Origin of the sequence: Polyangium spumosum (genome assembly GCF_009649845.1) — a bacterium.
Taxonomy (GTDB): Bacteria; Myxococcota_A; Polyangia; order Polyangiales; family Polyangiaceae; genus Polyangium; species Polyangium spumosum.
The window spans coordinates 47498-64287 of sequence record NZ_WJIE01000010.1; the positions used below are offsets into that span (position 1 = coordinate 47498).

Below are 16790 nucleotides of genomic sequence, written 5' to 3' on the forward strand. Positions count from 1 at the left end.
CGCCTCGTCTTGACCGCGCCGACCTTTACCGCTACCTGCAGTTTCAAAATCTTTTGAAAGTTCACGTCACCATGTCCGAGCGCGAGACCCCGAGACACGACGAAGCCCACGAGGCCGAGCTCATCGCGGCCGAGGCGATCGGCGACGTGATCGAGCACTGGGGTTTTCGTCGCGTTCTCGGGCGCGTGTGGACGATCCTGTTCATCGCGGCGGAGCCTTTGCCCGCGGCCGTCATCGGCGAGCGGCTGAGCCTCTCGGCCGGCGCGGTGAGCATGTCGCTCACGGAGCTGCAGCGCTGGGGCGTCGTCCGCCGCGTGTTCCGGCCGGGTGAGCGCAAGGAGTACTTCGAGGCCGAGACGGACTTCTGGAAGATGATCTCGAAGGTCTTCGACGAGCGCGAGCGGCTGCTCGCCGAGTCGGTGCGGGGGCGGCTCGAGCGAGCGGTGGCGCTCCTCGAGGCCCGCCCGCGCGCGTCGGGCGCCGAGCAACGCGCCGACCGCGTGCGCCGCCTGCTCTCCTTCGTGATCGTCGCCGAGACCGCGCTCGACGGCTTCATCCGCTCGCGCCGCGTGGACTTCTCGCCCTTCGGCGACCTCATCCGTTTTCCGCTTCGCGTCGCAACGCGCAAGCGCAGGGCCTAGGCAGTCTCGAGACCCTTCGGTCCGGGGACGGCGCGGAAAGAGCCGTGCCCCGGCGGGAGAACCCATGTCGATCGCAACGTATCCCATCCAGCGCGTCCCTCACCACGACGTCGTCGGAACCCTCGAGCGCGGCTGCCAGGAGCACGGCCTCGATCCGCTCGCAAACAAACTCGCGGAGCTCCGCCTCTTCCTCGCCCACGATCTCGACGAGGTCGATCGCGCGATCGCGAGCGTGGGTCTCGGGGCGGAGGACGCCGCAGGCGATCCGAAGCCCCGAACGTCGACCGGGCTGGAAGGACAAACGCCCGCCCAGGAGAGCGCGCGGCACCTGCTCTCGCAGGACGGCAAGCGCCTGCGGCCCATCGTCGTCGCGCTCGCGGCGCACGTGGGCCGGGGCTTCAGCGAGGCGGCGCGCACCTACGCCGTGGCGGTCGAGCTCGTGCACAACGCGACGCTCCTGCACGACGACGTCGTCGACCTCGGCGCGCGTCGGCGCGGCGCCGACGCGGCGCGCGTCATCTACGGCAACGCCGCGAGCATCTTCGGCGGCGACTGGCTGCTCGTCGAGGCCCTCTGCCGCATCCAGCGCGTGGGCAACGCCGAGGTCCTCGCGCGCATGCTCGAGGTCGTGAAGGAGATGGTCATCGCCGAGTCGATGCAGCTCGCGCGCCGCGGCAAGCTCGACACGAGCGTGAGCGACTACTTCCACATCGTCGACGGCAAGACGGCCTCGCTCTTCCGCTGGGCGATGTTCGCCGGTGCGCGCGCGGGCGGCGTGAGCGACGAGGGCTGCGAGGCGCTCGTCGACTACGGCAAGAAGCTCGGCGTCGCCTTCCAGCTCGTCGACGACGTCCTCGACGTCGCGGGTGATCCCGAGGCCACGGGCAAGACGCTGCTCGCGGATCTCGGCGAGGGGAAGATGACCTACCCCTTGCTCTGCGCGCTCGAGCGTTGCCCGGAGCTCGTACCGCTGCTCGAGGCGGTGTGCGCGGGCGAGGAGGTCGGGCCCGAGGTGGGCGGGCGCGTGGCCTCGCTCCTGCGCTCGTCGGGCGTGGTCGACGAGTGCCTCGCGCTCGCGCGGAGGCTCTGTGAAGAGGCCATCGCGGGGCTCTCGATCATCCCGGATGGAGTCGCCAAGAGTGCCCTCGTGACCGTCGCGCGCGCGACGCCCGAGCGCAGGAGGTAATCGCCATGATCGTGTCCTTGAAGAGCGGCGCCGACGCGGCGAACGTGCTCAGCGAGCTCACGGGGCGGGGTCTCTGGGTGTCGCGCGTCGAGCGCAGCACCTCGGGCGGCGCGGTGCACTACGTCATCGCTCCGTTTTCCCAGCCGGCGGATCCCGAGGATCTCGCCCGGATCGACGGCGTCGCCGAGGTGACGACGCCGAAGCCCGCGCACCCGATGGTCACGGCGCAGGGCCCGGTCGTCGAGGTGAGCGGCCTCGAGGTCGGCACGGACAAACCCATCTTCATGTGTGGGCCGTGCAGCCTCGAGTCGGAGGCGCAGGTGCGCGAGACGGCCGAGGTGCTCTCGTCGCTCGGCGTCTCGTTCATCCGCGGCGGCGCGTTCAAGCCGAGGACGAGCCCGTACGCGTTCCAGGGGCACGGCGACGTCGCGCTCGAGTGGGTGCGGCGCGCGGCCGACGCGACCGGGATGCGGGTCGTGACCGAGGCGCTCGGCGAGGGGCACGTCCCCGCGGTCGCTGCGTACGCGGATCTCGTGCAGATCGGCTCGCGCAACATGCAGAACTTCTCGCTGCTCAAGGCGATCGGCAAGACCGAGAAGCCCGTGCTCTTGAAGCGGGGCATGGCCGCGACGATCGAGGAGTGGCTGCTCGCGGGCGAGTACCTGCTCGCGCACGGCGCGAAGGGCGTGATCTTCTGCGAGCGCGGCATCCGCGGCTTCGACGACTCGACGCGGAACTTGCTCGACATCGGCGCCGTGGCGCTGCTCCGGTACGTGCATCGGCTGCCGGTGATCGTGGATCCTTCGCACGGCCTCGGACGGCGGGATCTGGTCGCGCCGCTCGGCCGCGCGGCGCTCTCGGCGGGCGCGGCGGGCCTCATGATCGAGACGCACCCGGATCCGAGGACGGCGCTCTCGGACGGCCCGCAGGCGGTGCCGCTCGGCGAGCTCGGCGCGCTGCTCGGCCGGCTCGTCTCGGCGGAGGAGGCCCGATGAAGCGCGCGATTACGAGCCGCATCAGCAAGTTCTACGAGCGCTCGCCCGAGGCGCGCCTCGTCGTGCTGCGCGAGATGGGCGCCGTCGACGACGTCTCTTTCGCGCACCTCGCGCGGGGCGGGGTCCTCGACGTCACGGTCGCCGATCACATGAGCGAGAACGTGATCGCGACGCACGCGCTCCCGCTCGGCGTGGGCCTGAATTTCGTGATCGACGGGCGCGACGTCCTCGTGCCCATGGCCGTCGAGGAGCCGAGCGTCATCGCCGCGGCGTCGAACGCGGCGCGTATGGTGCGGGCTTCGGGCGGGTTCTTCGGCGAGGCGGATCCGCCGATCATGACGGCCCAGATCCAGCTCGACGACGTGCCCGAGCCGCGCGCCGCGTGCGAGCGGATCCTCGAGGCGAAGGCGCGGCTCTCGGCGCTCGGTGATACGTCGATCCCGCGCATGGTGGCCCGCGGCGGCGGCGTGCGTGATCTCGACGTGCGCGTGCTCGACGAGGCGCTCGGCGTGATCGTGGTGCACGTGCACGTCGACGTGGGCGACTGCATGGGCGCGAACACGGTCGACACGGTCGCGGAGGCCATGGCGCCCGCCGTGCACGCGATCGCGGGCGGGACGATGGGGCTCCGGATCCTCACGAACTTGCCGCTCCGGCGCCTCGTGCGGGTGCGCGCGGAGGTGCGTGACGAGGACGTGGGCGGCGCGGAGCTCGCGGGCGGCATCGCGCGCGCGAGCCGCTTCGCCGAGCTCGATGTGTTCCGCGCCGTCACCCACAACAAGGGCTTCATGAACGGCGTCGACGCGGCCGCCCTCGCGCTCGGGCAGGATTTCCGCGCGATCGAGGCCGGCGCGCACGCGTTCGCCGCGCACGGCGGGCGCTACCGGCCGCTCAGCACGTGGAAACGCAAGCCCGGCGGGCTCGTCGGCGAGGCGGAGCTGCCGCTCGCGGTGGGCACGGCCGGAGGTCTGTCGAGCGCGCATCCCGGCGTGCGCGCCGCGCTCGACATGCTCGGCGCATCGACTGCGGGTGAGCTCGCCGTGGCGCTCGCCTCGGTCGGGCTCGCGTCGAACCTCGCGGCGCTGCGCGCGCTCGCGGGGGAGGGCATCCAGCGAGGTCACATGCGCCTGCATGAGCGCAAGCAGAACGTGCAGGCGACCGATCCGCCGCCCGTCTTGAGCGGGCCACGAAGCGAGGTGGGACGATGAGCCACGAGGCGACCAAGGCTCCACGCGCGGGCAGCGGCGAGATGTTCGACGCCATCGCCGCTCGTTACGACATCTTGAACAGGATCCTCTCGCTCGGCATGGATCAGGGGTGGCGGCGCCGCGCGGTCCAGGCGCTCGCGCTTCGCCGGAGCGCGCGCGCGCTCGATCTCGCGACGGGGACCGCGGACCTCGCGATGACCATCGCCCGGTGGTACCCCGACGCCACGGTGATCGGCCTCGATCCGTCGAGCGGCATGCTCGCCGAAGGCGCGCACAAGCTCGCGGCGGCCGGGCTTGAGGATCGTGTCACGTTGCGCATCGGCGACGCGCAGGCCTTGCCGTTCGAGGACGCGAGCGTCGACGGCGTGGCCATCGCGTTCGGGATCCGCAACGTCCCCGATCGTGCCAGGGCGCTCCGCGAGATGGCGCGCGTCACGCGGCCGGGCGGGCGCGTCGTGATCCTCGAGCTCTCCGAGCCACGCGCCGGCTTGATGGGCCTGCTCGCGCGCACGTACGTCCACGAGATCGTCCCGCGTATCGGCGCGGCGCTCTCCGGCGCGAAGGAGTACCGCTACCTCCAGCGCTCGATCGAGGCCTTCCCGTCGCCCGAGGTTTTCACCCGGATGATGGGGGAGGCGGGGTTGTCCGTGGTCGAAGCTTCGCCGCTCACGTTCGGCGTCGCCCACCTCTTCGTGGGCACCCCGCTCGAGGAAAGGGCGCGGCGGGAGGAGGCGTAAGTGTCTTCGGGCCTCGGGACAGACCTCCTCGCGCGGCTCGCGCGAGCCACGAGCAGAGGTGCGGGATCGGCCGGGGAGATCGTGGCCGTCGTGGCCCCTGCGCCCGTCGTGCCCGCGGCCCGGCTCGTCGCCGCCAGCGCGTCCGCCCTGCCGATCGTGCTCTTCCAGGCGCCGCGACGCGAGGGGGAAGAGCCGCTCGAGGTCGCGGGCTTCGGCGAGGCCGCTCGTGTCGAGGGGAGCGGACCCGGGTGCCTGCCCTCGGTCACGGGCGCGGCGCGGCGGATCTTCGCGTCGCTGCGCGAGGAGCGCGACGCGGACGCGGGCGGCGCGCCGGGGCCGCGGTTTGTCGGGGGTTTGTCCTTCCAGACCGAATCGCCCCGCAAGGAGCCGTGGTCTGCCTTCGCGGATGCGAGCTTCACCTTGCCGCGGTGGCTCTACGTCGCCCGCGCGGGCGAGGCGTGGCTCTGGCTGCTCGTGCACACCGGGGATCTCGCGCCCGAGCGTTCGACGATCGAAGCCGAGCTCGTGTCGATCGAGGCTGCGCTCGGCGCTGCGACGCGGCCCTCGTCGCCCTTGCCTCCACGCGGGGCAGGGGAGGGCGCGCGGATCGAAGGCACGAGCCGCGAGGCCTTCTGTTCGCTCGTGCGGGAGGCGCTCGCGGCCATCCGCGCGCGCGAGCTCGACAAGGTCGTCCCCGTCGCTGCGCGCCGCCTCAGCCCGGCGCGCCCGCTCGACGCGCGCGCGGCGATCGCGCGGATCGCCGAGGCGTACGCCGAGACCACGCGGTTCGCCGTGCAGCGCGGGGATCGGGTCTTCCTCGGCGCCTCGCCGGAGCGGCTCGTCTCGCGCCACGGCCGCGTCGTCAGCACGGACGGGCTCGCTGGCACCACGCGACGTGGTGAAGACGATGCCGCCCTCGTGCGCGCGCTCCTCGCGAGCCCCAAGGAGCGGCGCGAGCATGCGCTCGTCGTCGAGGCCATCGCGTCCGCCCTCGGCCCTCGTTGCGCCTCCCTCGACGTCCCCGAGGGGCCCACGATCCGCAGCTTGCCCAACGTGCACCACCTGTGGACGCCCATCCGCGGCGCCTTGCGGGACGACACGCACGTGCTCTCGCTCGTCGAGGCCCTGCACCCGACGCCGGCCGTCTCCGGCGCGCCGCGGGAGCGCGCGAAGGCGTGGATCGCCGCGCACGAGCCTCACGCGCGTGGCTGGTACACCGGCGCCGTGGGTTGGTTCGACGCCGCGGGCGACGGCGACTTCGTGGTCGCCATCCGCGCGGGGCTCGTCTCGCCGGACGAGGCCTGGCTCTACGCGGGCGCCGGGATCGTCGAGGGATCGGATCCTCCGGCCGAGTACGCCGAGATCCGCGCGAAGCAGGCGCCGATGCTCGCGGCCCTGGGGTTCGGAGACATCGCCGCCGATCCCGACCTCCAGGCGTCGAACGGCCTCCCATGAGCACCAACGATCACCTCGCCTGGGCCGAGACCTTCACGGCCGCGCTCGCTGCGGCCGGCGTGCGTGACGTCGTGGTTTGTCCGGGTTCTCGTTCGACGCCCCTCGCCCTCGCCGCAGACGTCACGGCGGGCCTCTGCGTCCACACCGCGGTCGATGAGCGGGCCGCGGCCTTCTTCGCGCTCGGCCAGGCTCGCGCCACCCATCGCCCGAGCGTCGTGCTCTGCACCTCGGGCACGGCCGGCGCGCACTTCTTGCCCGCCGTGATCGAGGCCTCGCAGAGCCACGTCCCGCTCCTTCTCGTCACGGCCGACAGGCCCTGGGAGGCCGTCGACGTCGCCACGCCGCAGACCATCGATCAGACCAAGCTCTTCGGCGGGCACGTGCGGTTCTTCGTGGAGCTCGGCCTGCCCGACCCCGGCGCGCCTCGCGAGGCGCCGGCCCGCGTCGCCCTCCACGCCGCGGCCCGCGCCCTCGGGCCCGATCCCGGCCCGGTGCACGTGAACGCGCGCTTCCGCAAGCCGCTCGAGCCCTGCCAGCCGTGGCCCGATCCCGACCGAACCCCGCGCCTCGCCGGCGTCCTTCGCCGCGGCACCACGCGCGTCTTCCCGCCCCGGAGCGAGCCTCCGCCCGAGGCCCTCGACGCCCTCTTCGCGAGCGTCTCACGCGCCGAACGAGGCCTCATCGTCTGCGGCCCCGCGCCCCTCGATCGCCCCTCCGCCTCCCTGCGCGAAGCCGCCGCGGCCCTCGCTCGTGCCACCGGCTACCCCCTGCTCGCCGAGACCACCAGCCAAGCCCGGTTCGGCCCCGCCGAGCCCGGCCTCGTCTCGTGTGCTGCCTTCGACGCCCTCCTGCGTGACCCGGCCTTCGCCGTGCGCCATGCCCCCGACGTCCTCCTCGAGCTCGGCGCGCCCCCCACCTCCCAGGGATACGCCGACTACCTCGCGAAGCACCCGACGGCCGCGCGTTTCGTGATCACGCCTCACGGCTGGAACGATCCCTCCCAGGACGCGACGGCCCTCGTCCTCGCCGATCCCGAAGACACGGCCCGCGCCCTCGCTGCGCGCCTCGGCCCCGCGCGCCGCACCTCGCCGAGCCCCTGGGCCGAGAGCTTCCGTCGCGCCGACGCCCTCGCCTGGTCCCTCGCCGAGGCCCACGCCGCCGGCCCGCACCTCACCGAGGCTGCCGTCGCCCGTGCCGTCGTCGCCGGCTCTCCCGCCGGCGCGCTCCTCTCCGTCGGCAACAGCTTGCCCGTCCGCGACGTCGACCTCTGGGCCCCGCCTCGATCGCGCCCCCTCGGCGTCCTCCACCAGCGCGGCGCCAGCGGCATCGACGGCCTCGTCGCCTCTGCGGCTGGCGCGGCCAGCGTCTCCGGCGGGCCCGTCGTCCTCCTCCTCGGCGACACCAGCGTCCTGCACGACCTCACGAGCCTCGCGCTCGCCCGCCGCGCTGAGGTCCCCCTCGTCGTCGTCGTCGTCCAGAACCAGGGCGGCCGCATCTTCGAGCGCCTCCCCATCGCCCGCACCGTCGACGCCGACCGCTTCGATAAGTTCTTCACGATGCACGAGCCCGTCGATCTCGCCCACGCGGCGGCGGCTTTCGGCGTTCGGTTCGCCCGCATCGACGACGAGCGCGCCTTCGTCCGCGCCTTCGCCGAGGCCGCCCAGACCCCCGGCGCGACGCTGATCGAGGCCGTGGTCCCGCCCGACGACGGCCGCGCGCGGGCCACCCGCTTCCGGACCGAGCTCGCCGCCGCGCTCGCCCGCGAGGACCTCTCATGAGCCCCGACAAGACCCTCCCCCTCGGCTCCTTGCCTTCCGCCGCGTCCGCGCCCTCGATCCACCCCGGCTCCTTCCGCGCCTGGGTGCTCGCTTGCCGCCCCGCCACGCTGACGGCCGCCGTCGTCCCCGTCGCCGTCGGCAGCGCGGTCGCCCACGCGGTTGGCTCCTTCCGCGTGCTGCCTGCCCTCGCGGCCCTGCTCGGCTCGATCCTCATCCAGATCGCCACGAACTTCGCGAACGACGTCTTCGACCACGAAAAAGGCGCCGACACCGAGGAGCGCCTCGGCCCGACACGCGCCACCGCCACCGGCCTGCTCACGCCCCGCGAGGTCCGCACAGGGCTCGCCGTCACCATCGCCCTCGCCCTGCTCCCCGGCCTCTACCTCGCGTCCGTGGGCGGATGGCCGATCGTCGCCATCGGCATCACCTCCATCCTCGCCGGCGTCGCCTACACCGGCGGACCGTACCCGCTCGGCTACCATGGCCTCGGCGACGTCTTCGTCTTCCTGTTCTTTGGCCTCGTCGCCGTCTGCGGCACCGTCTTCGTCCAGGCTTTGGCCGTCCCGCCCCTCGCCGTCCTCGCCGCCGTGCCCGTGGGCGCCCTCGCCACCGCCATCCTCGTCGTCAACAACGTCCGCGACCGCGAGACCGACGTGAAGGCCGGCAAGCGCACCCTCGCCGTCCGCTTCGGCCGCCGCGCCGGCGTCCTCGAGTACGCCGCGCTCCTCGCCGCCTCCTACGCCGCGCCCGTCGTCTGCGTCGTCTCCCTCGGCCGTTCGCCCTGGGCCCTCTTGCCGCTCGTCTCCTTGCCGCTTGGCCTCGGCCTCCTCCGCGCCCTCGCCACCCGGGAAGGCCGCCCGCTCAACGCCGTCCTCGCGCGCACGGCGATGCTCCTCCTGCTGTTCGGGGTGCTCTTCAGCGTCGGGCTCTTGATCGGGGGAGGGTAGGGTGCGGATCCAGGGCGGCGCCGCGCTCCCGTCGTACGGGCCGAACCGCCAGTTCGTGCGCCTCGGCCTGCGCGACGAGCAGAAGCTCCTCGGCATCGGCGAAGCCTCTCCCTTGCCCCCGTTCGCGGCGGACGTCGCGTCGGTGCTCGCCGTCTTCCTCGGCGAGGCCTTCCCCAACCTCGACGCCCCGGCCGACGACCTCCCGCCCCGCGAGGCCGTCGCTTTTGCGCTCGCGCCCGTCGAGCGCGCCCTCGCCCCGCACCCGGCCGCGCGTTTCGCCCTGGAGACGGCCCTCTTCGACCTCGTCGGCCAGCGCCGCGGCCTCTCCGTGGCCGCTTGCCTCGCCGACGACGGCCGCCTCGCCTCCGTGCCCACGAACGGCCTGCTCGACGCCTCCGCGCCGGATCTGCCGGCCCGCGCGCGTGAGCTCGCCGACGCGGGCCTCCGGGCCGTGAAGGTCAAACTCCGCGCCCGGGACGAGGCTGGTTTTTCGCGCGAGCTCGCCGCGCTCCGGGCCCTCCGGGAGGCCTTGCCGCCGCCCTTCGAGCTCCGCCTCGACCCGAACGGCGCCTGGACCGTCCCCGAGGCCCAGGAGAAACTCGCCCGCCTCGCCGACGTCGCGCCCCGGTACGTCGAGCAACCCGTCCCCGCGGCGCTGCTGCCCGACCTCGGCCCTGCGGCCGTCCCCTGGGCCGCGGACGAGTCCTTGCTCCTGCCCGGCATGGCCGAGCGGCTCGCAGGTGCCCCCGGCTGCGCCGCCTTCATCCTGAAGCCCGCCGCCCTCGGTGGCCTCGATCGTGCCCTCGCCGTCGCCTCGATCGGCGCCGCGGCGAGCCTCGACCTCGTCGTCACGCATTTCGCCGACGGTCCCGTGGGCCTCGCTGCGGCCTCGGAGCTCGCGCGGGCCTTGCCCCGGCCGCCGCTCGATTGTGGGCTCGAACCCCATCCCGGGCTGTCCACGTATCCGGCGATGGCGATCCCCCAGCGTGGGCGACCTGGTGCGGTCCGGGAGGCGGCGCTCCCGGGGCTCGGCTTCTCGGAGGAGGCGCGAAGGCGATGGCTGGCGACGGACTGAGCATCCTGGATGCGGTCCGGGAGCCCGGCGTCGCGTCCCGGCCGGCGCTGATCGAAGACGGCCACGTGACCTCGTTCGGCGAGCTCGCGGCGCACGTCGAACGCGCCGCGTCATCCCTCGCCGCGCAGGGCCTCGGCCCTGGATGTCGCGCCGCGTTGCGCGCTACGTGCGACATCGGCACGGTCGTCACCTTCCTCGCCTTGATCGAGCTCGGCGTCGCGCTCGTCCCGATCCACCCGCGCCTGACCGATGCGGAAGTACGCACGATCACCGAGGATGCGCGTCCGGATCTCGAGATTTTACCTTTCACCTTCACAGGTATCACATCGAAAAAAGGACAATTTTTTCGTCCTGATCCTGCACCCTCCACGCCCCTCGCCATCCTCTACACCTCGGGCACCACAGGCCGTCCCAAGGGCGCCGTCCTCTCGCGCGGGGCCTTCGCGGCGAGCGCCACGGCCAGCGAGAAAAACCTCGGCTGGCTCCCCGACGATCGCTGGCTCGCCTGCATGCCCCTCGCGCACGTCGGCGGCCTCTCCATCGTGACGCGGTGCATTCACGCCCGCCGGCCCATCGTTCTCGAACCTCGCTTCGACCCCGACGCTGTCCTGCGCGCCATCCGCCGCGAGCGCGTCACCCTGCTCTCGGTCGTCCCCACCATGCTCCGCGCCCTCTTCGACGCCGACCGGGACGGCATCCTCGCCACCCTCCGCCTCGTCCTGGTCGGCGGCGCCGGCGCGCCCTGCGCCTTGCTCGAAGAGGCCGCCGCCCGTCGCGTCCTCGCCCTGACGACCTACGGCCTCACCGAAGCCTGCTCCCAGGTCACCTGTCAGCCCCCGAGGCCCGCAGGAACGACCGAGCCAGGATCTGGAAAAGCACTCACAGGTGTAGACGTGCGCACCATCCTCGACACCGGCGCCCTCGCCGAACCCGGGGAAGTTGGTCGCATCCAGGTACGCGGGCCCACGATCATGAGCGGCTACCTCGCCGGCCCCGGCGAGCCCCTTCGCACCTCGCTCACCGAGGACGGATTTTTCGACACCGGCGACCTCGGCGCGCTCGACGAGCAAGGCCGCCTCTTCGTCCATGCCCGCCGCACCGACCTTGTCGTCACGGGCGGCGAGAACGTCTACCCGGCCGAGGTCGAGCAGACCCTCGAAGCCCTCCCCAGCGTGATCCGCGCCGTGGTCTTTGGCGTCCCGGACGAACGCTGGGGCCAGATCGTCGCCGCCGGCCTGGTCCTCGACCCGCCCGACCCGACCCGCGCCGTCGCGCTCGTCGTCGAAGCCTCGGTGCGCCTTGCCCCCCACAAGCGGCCGCGCCTCGTCGCCTCCGTCGACGCCTTGCCCCTCACGGCCTCGGGCAAGCTCGATCGCGCCCGCGCCATCCGCGAGCTCAGCCCGCGCCTCGTACCTGTGCCCCGACGGCCTTGAGCGCCGCCGCCGTCTCGTCCGGCAGCGCCCTCGACCGGAACGTCTGCCGATCGATACACACGTGCACGGCCTGCCCGATCGCGAGCACGCGCCCCTCGGGCGAGCGCACCCGCGCGCCCACGGAGAGCGACCGCTCGCCGAGCTCGAGCCGCACGATCTCCACGACCACGTCGTCGCCGAACCGCATCGGCCCGAGATAATCCGCCTCCGCGTGCCCGAGCGGCATCCCCCACTTTCCCTCCTTCAGGACCGCCGCGAGGTCGACCCCCGCGCGGCGCAGGAGGCTCAAGAACGCATCGTGAAAATACTCGAGCACGCGGGCGAAGTAGATGATCCCCGCGGCGTCGACGTCCTGGAAGCGGACGGGGCGGTCCTCGGCGTGGAGGACGCTCTGGGCGTGGACGAGGTCTTCGGAGGAGAGGCGAGGCCGTTCGGACATGGCCGCGAGCCTACCGCACGCAAGCGCGGGGAGCGAACGGCCGGCCCGTGGTGGTATGGTCGAGGCGCCCACGGAGCAGGGGACTTCGGAGGAGGGGCCACGATGCACGTAGGAATCTGCGGTTACCCGGGTTCAGGCAAGACGACGGTCTTTCGGGCGCTCGCGCCCGGCGGCAAGGCGGATCGCGAGATCGCCTACGGCAACATCAAGGTGCCCGACGCGCGTGTCGACGCCCTCGCCTCGATCTTCAACCCGAAGAAGACGACCTACGCCGAGATCACGTTCGTCGACGTCGGCAGCGGCTCGCGCTCGGGCGGCGCCTTCCCGCCGGCCGTGCTGCAGGGCATGCGCAACGCCGACGTGATCGTGCACGTGGTGCGAGGCTTCGACAACCCCTCGCTCAGCGCGCCGCCCGACCCGCCGCGCGACGAGAAGGCTTTCGACGAGGAGCTGCTCCTGCTCGACCTCGGCACGCTGGAGAAGCGCAAGGAGCGCTTCAAAAAAGAGGCGAAGAAGGGCCTCGAGGTCGAGGTGAACACGAAGATGATCGAGCACCTTGAGAAGGCCGAGCCGCTGCGCACGCTGGAGCTGTCGGAGGAGGAGCTACGCGCGCTCGGCCCGGGGATCCAGCTCCTCTCGATGCAGCCGCTCATCACGCTCTACAACCTCTCCGAGGAGGCGTGGAACGACCCGGCCCGCGCGCACCTGCGCGAGACGTTGCACGGCAAGCAGTGGGTGAAGATGGCGCTCTGCGGCGCGATCGAGGCGGAGATCGCGGCCCTTCCGGCCGAGGAGCAGACGGATTTCCTCGAGGGACTCGGCCTCGGCGAGCCTGCGCGTAACGTCTTCGTGCGCGAGGCTTACCGGCTGCTCGACTACATCAGCTTCCTGACCGCGGGCTCCGACGAGTGCCGCGCCTGGCCGATCCGCCGCGGCACGAACGCGAAGCGCGCGGCGGGCAAGGTGCATTCGGACCTCGAACGAGGCTTCATCCGTGCGGAGATTTACCGGCCCGAGGATCTGGAGATCGCCCGGACGGAGGCCGCGCTGAAGGCGCAAGGCAAGATGCGGCTCGAAGGGAAGGACTACATCGTCAAGGATGGCGATGTCGTGCACTTCCGCGCAGGAACCTAGACCTTCACCGGCCCGTTGGAAGAACTGCGCGGAGCGCAGTTCTTCCACCAGAGGTCCAGGGCTTGCCCTGGTCCGGGTCGAGGGGCGGACAGCCCCCGCGGGGTCCGGGGCAGCGCCCCGGCTCCACGCATCAGGCGACCGCCACCGCCTCGGCCGGTTTGTCCTTCGTCGACTTCGTGGTCTCGTTGACCTTGACGCTCACGATACGCGACACGCCCGGCTCCTGCATCGTCACGCCGTAGAGCACGTCCACCGACTGCATCGTGCGCTTGATGTGCGTGATCAGGATGAACTGCGAGTGCGCGGTCATCGAGCGGATCGCCTCGTTGTAACGAGCGACGTTCGCTTCATCGAGCGGCGCGTCGACCTCGTCGAGCACGCAGAACGGCGAGGGCTTGAACTGGAAGATGGCGAAGATGAGGCTCACTGCCGTCAGCGCCTTCTCGCCGCCGCTCATGAGCTCGATGTTGCCGAGCTTCTTGCCGGGCGGCTGCGCGAGGATCTCGATGCCCGTCTCCAGCATGTCCTCGGGGTTCGTGAGCCGGAGCTCCGCCGCGCCGCCGCGGAACATCTTGGGGAAGAGCGCCTTGAAGCGCGCGTTGATCGCGTCGAACGTCGTCTTGAAGAGCTTCTTGCACTCGCGGTTCATCTGCGCGATCGCCTTCTCCAGGTCGCCGAGCGCGCTCTCGAGGTCGTCCTTCTGCTGCGCGTAGTACTTGTGCCGCTCCTCGGCCTCGGCGTACTCGCGCATCGCGTCGAGGTTCACCGGACCCATACGATCGAGCAGCTCCCCGAGCTCCTGGATACGCGCCCGGTGCTGCTGATCGACCGGCGCGCGCTTGTGGTAGTCGCCCACGACCGTCGGCAGGTAGAGCCCGCGGAACTTCTCCTTCACGCCCTCGATGAGGTGGTTCTCCTCGATGTCGAGCCGCGCGAGCGCCATCTCGTGGTGCCGCAGTTTTTCCGTTGCCTCCGTGAGCTCCGTCCGCAGGCCCTTGAGATCGGCCTCTTTTGCCGCGAGGATCTGCCGCGCCTCGTCGAGCCTGCGCTTCGCGTCCTCGAACGCCGCGTGCGCCGACTGCGCCCGCTGCACGGCGTCGTCGAGCTTCTCCCGCGACAGCATCATCGTCGCCGCGGCCACGCCTGCGCCCTCCGCGCAGTCCGTCCGCTCCCCGTCGAGCCGCGCGATCCGCCCCGCGAGCTCGTCACACGACCGCGCCAGCCGCTCCACCGTCGATCGCGCCGCCGTCGCCCGCTCGCGCACCCGCGCGAGGCGCACCTTGCGCTCGGTCACCACCGACTGCTGCGCGAGGACCCGCTCCTTCCACTCGGCCGCGAGATCCTCGCTCGTCGCCAGCCTGCCGGCGACCTCCTCGCGCTGCCGCTTGCCCTCCTCGAGCTTCTCGCGCGCCTCTTCCTGCTCGCCGCCTGCGTTCTCCAGCGCGCCCATGATCTCCTCGAGATCCCGCTGGACCACGCTGCGCCGCTTCTGCGCCGCCGCGAGCTGCTCCTCGGCGCGGCGTAGATCCTTCTCCGCCGTCACGAGCGCGATCTCGCTGCCGTGCGCCTCGCTCCGCGCCTTGTCCACGGCTGCCGTCAGCTCCGCGATCCGCTGCCGCTCGGCCGTCTGCGCTTCGAGCAGCCCCGTCACCTGATCGCCGAGCTTCGCCACCACGTCGTGGAGCTCGCGGATCTCGCGCTTCTGCTCCAGCATGCCCGCGGCCACCGCGTCACCCGCGCCGCCGCTCACGGTTCCATCCGGACGAACCACCGTCCCGTCGAGCGAGACGAGCGTCACCGTCGCGCCCGACGTCGCGAGCCGGATCGCCGCCTCCGCCGTGCGCACGACGACCGCGTCGCCCACGAGCGCCCGCACGAGCGGCTCGTCCTCCGCGGAGAAGCGCAACATCTCGAAGAGCGGCCCCACCACGTCCTCGCCCGACGGCGAGGCCGAGGCTCCGCCCGCCACGTACCGCGGTCGGGCCGGGACGAGCGTCGCGCGCCCCTGCTTCTTCGCGGCGAGATCCCCGAGCAGCGCGGAGGCGCGCTCGGTGTTCGTCACGACGATCGCCTGCAGTTTGTCCCCGAGCAGCGCGGCGAAGGCGGGGAGCAGCTCCGAAGGCGCCTCGATCCGGTCGGCCACGAGGCCCACGATCGACGGATCCTTCGTCTTGAGCAGGCTCTTCGGCCCGGATCCCACGCCTTCGAGCCGCGCCTGGATCTCCTCGAGCGCCCGCAGGCGGCTGCGCTTCTGGTTGTGCTCGTTCTTCGCCTGCTCGACCTTGCGATCGCTCGCGACCGCCTGCTCTCGGAGCGTCTTCGCCTCGTTCTCGAGCGCGGCTCGCTGCTCGGCCGACGCCTTCTTCTGCTCGGCCATCTCCGCGACCTGCGTCGCCAGCGCCTCGCGCTTCTTCTCGAGCTCTTCCAGCTCGTAGACCAGCCGCCCGTGCTCGTCGTCGAGCTTCTCGCGGCGGATCATCATGTCCGAGAACCGCCGCTCGTAACCCGTCAGCGTCGCCTCGGCCGCCGCGACCTTCGCCGCCGCGTCCGCTGCCAGCTTGCGCAGCCGTGACGCCTCCTGCTCGGCCTCCTTCTCGCCTGCGCGCACCTCCTCGAGCAGCTCGTGTTCTTCGAGCGCCTCGCGGTTCTCGCGTTGCTCCTCGGCGGCCACGTTCTCGAGCTGCTTCTCCAGCTCCGCGCGCTCGACCTTGAGGTCCGCGATCGTCTTCTCCAGGTCCTCTTGCTCGATCGTCGCCGCGGCCCTGCGCTCTTCGAGGTGCTTGAAGCGATCCTTGGCGCGCGCGAGCTCGGCCTGGAACGTGCGCACGTCGTTGTCGGCGGAGAACGCCGCGTTTTGCGCCTTCTCGGCTTGCTCCTCGGTCTGGTGCGCGGCGAGCCTCTGCACCTCGAGCTCGGCGTCACGCGCGGCGAGCGCCGTGCGCGAGGCGAGGACCTTCTCCGCGTACTCGGCCCGCGCCGCGGTCTCGCGCTGCCGGAGCACGATGATCTCGAGCAGCTTGTGCGAGGCCTCGTGCAGCATGAGGTCCTCGAGCTCCTTGCGGTACGAGATGTACCGCTCGGCCTTCGCGGCCTGACGCTTCAACGAGGAGAGGCTGCGCGAGATCTCCGAGACGATGTCGCCGATACGCAGCAGGTTCTGCCGCGTCTGATCCATCTTCTGCTCGGCCTGCTTCTTCCGGGCCTTGTACTTCGTGATGCCCGCGGCCTCCTCGATCAGCATGCGCCGATCCTCGGGCCGGGCCGACACGATGAGGCCGATCTTGCCCTGCTCGATGATCGAGTACGCCTTCGTGCCGACGCCCGTGCCGAGGAAGAGGTCCGTGATGTCCTTCAGGCGGACCTGGGTCTTGTTGATCAGGTACTCGCTCGTCCCGTCGCGGTAGAGCCTGCGGGTGACGGCGATCTCGGCGTAGTCCTTGTATTCGAGCGGGAGCTGCTGAGCGAGCTCGGGGTCGGTGTTGTCGAACGTGAGCGTGACCTCGGCCATGCCGTGTGGCCCGCGCGTCTCCGACCCGTTGAAGATGACGTCGGCCATGCTCCGGCCGCGCAGGTGCTTCGCGCTCTGCTCGCCCATGCACCAGCGGATCGCGTCGACGATGTTCGACTTGCCGCATCCGTTCGGGCCGACGATGCCCACGACGTCGACGTCGAAATGGATCACCGTCCGGTCGACGAACGACTTGAAGCCGGCGATCTCGAGCTTGCGAATGCGCATTCCGTCGTCCCGGCGCGAGGCTGACG

The 16790-nt window shown here is 71.8% G+C and carries 13 protein-coding genes; 11 read left to right on the forward strand and 2 right to left on the reverse strand.

The genetic code is table 11. The features are described from left to right. Positions 1–71: 71 nt before the first annotated feature. From GF068_RS29615 to GF068_RS29660, 10 genes are all read left to right on the forward strand, one after another. Complete coding sequence (locus tag GF068_RS29615) at positions 72–641, forward strand: GbsR/MarR family transcriptional regulator (RefSeq protein ID WP_153822855.1); 570 nt, start codon at positions 72–74, stop codon at positions 639–641. A gap of 64 nt (positions 642–705) precedes the next feature. Next, positions 706–1827, forward strand: a complete 1122-nt coding sequence (locus GF068_RS29620) for a polyprenyl synthetase family protein (protein WP_153822856.1) — start codon at positions 706–708, stop codon at positions 1825–1827. 5 nt (positions 1828–1832) lie between these two features. Continuing rightward, positions 1833–2822: a 3-deoxy-7-phosphoheptulonate synthase gene (aroF, locus tag GF068_RS29625; protein WP_153822857.1), complete on the forward strand. Its 990-nt coding sequence runs from the start codon at positions 1833–1835 to the stop codon at positions 2820–2822. Further along, on the forward strand, positions 2819–4030 hold the full coding sequence (locus GF068_RS29630) for a hydroxymethylglutaryl-CoA reductase, degradative (protein ID WP_153822858.1): 1212 nt from the start codon (positions 2819–2821) through the stop codon (positions 4028–4030). The genes aroF and GF068_RS29630 overlap by 4 nt, the downstream gene beginning before the upstream one ends. Then, positions 4027–4767, forward strand: a complete 741-nt coding sequence (ubiE, locus tag GF068_RS29635; RefSeq protein WP_153822859.1) for a bifunctional demethylmenaquinone methyltransferase/2-methoxy-6-polyprenyl-1,4-benzoquinol methylase UbiE — start codon at positions 4027–4029, stop codon at positions 4765–4767. Before GF068_RS29630 ends, ubiE begins: the two co-directional genes overlap by 4 nt. Further along, positions 4768–6222: an isochorismate synthase gene (locus tag GF068_RS29640; protein ID WP_153822860.1), complete on the forward strand. Its 1455-nt coding sequence runs from the start codon at positions 4768–4770 to the stop codon at positions 6220–6222. Then, positions 6219–8000 (forward strand): 2-succinyl-5-enolpyruvyl-6-hydroxy-3-cyclohexene-1-carboxylic-acid synthase, encoded by a 1782-nt coding sequence (gene menD, locus GF068_RS29645; RefSeq protein ID WP_153822861.1) that lies wholly within the window; start codon positions 6219–6221, stop codon positions 7998–8000. Before GF068_RS29640 ends, menD begins: the two co-directional genes overlap by 4 nt. Next, entirely contained in the window at positions 7997–8947 is a 951-nt protein-coding gene (locus tag GF068_RS29650; protein WP_153822862.1) for a 1,4-dihydroxy-2-naphthoate polyprenyltransferase, read from the forward strand. Before menD ends, GF068_RS29650 begins: the two co-directional genes overlap by 4 nt. Position 8948: 1 nt before the next feature. Next, positions 8949–10022 carry a mandelate racemase/muconate lactonizing enzyme family protein gene (locus GF068_RS29655; protein ID WP_338046629.1) on the forward strand — a complete coding sequence of 358 codons (1074 nt, stop codon included), beginning with the start codon at positions 8949–8951 and terminating at the stop codon, positions 10020–10022. Beyond that, positions 10004–11455, forward strand: coding sequence for a class I adenylate-forming enzyme family protein (locus GF068_RS29660; protein ID WP_153822863.1), 1452 nt, complete (start codon positions 10004–10006; stop codon positions 11453–11455). Before GF068_RS29655 ends, GF068_RS29660 begins: the two co-directional genes overlap by 19 nt. Here GF068_RS29660 and GF068_RS29665 read toward each other — a convergent pair. Beyond that, positions 11418–11894 (reverse strand): acyl-CoA thioesterase, encoded by a 477-nt coding sequence (locus GF068_RS29665; protein ID WP_153822864.1) that lies wholly within the window; start codon positions 11892–11894, stop codon positions 11418–11420. The genes GF068_RS29660 and GF068_RS29665 overlap by 38 nt on opposite strands. Before the next feature lie 102 nt (positions 11895–11996). Between GF068_RS29665 and GF068_RS29670 the strand changes: the two genes are divergently transcribed. Next, a complete protein-coding gene (locus GF068_RS29670) occupies positions 11997–13028 on the forward strand; it encodes a DUF933 domain-containing protein (protein WP_153822865.1) in 1032 nt (343 codons plus the stop codon). Between the two features lie 130 nt (positions 13029–13158). Here GF068_RS29670 and smc read toward each other — a convergent pair whose 3' ends face one another. Then, complete coding sequence (gene smc / locus GF068_RS29675; RefSeq protein WP_153822866.1) at positions 13159–16764, reverse strand: chromosome segregation protein SMC; 3606 nt, start codon at positions 16762–16764, stop codon at positions 13159–13161. Positions 16765–16790: the final 26 nt, after the last annotated feature.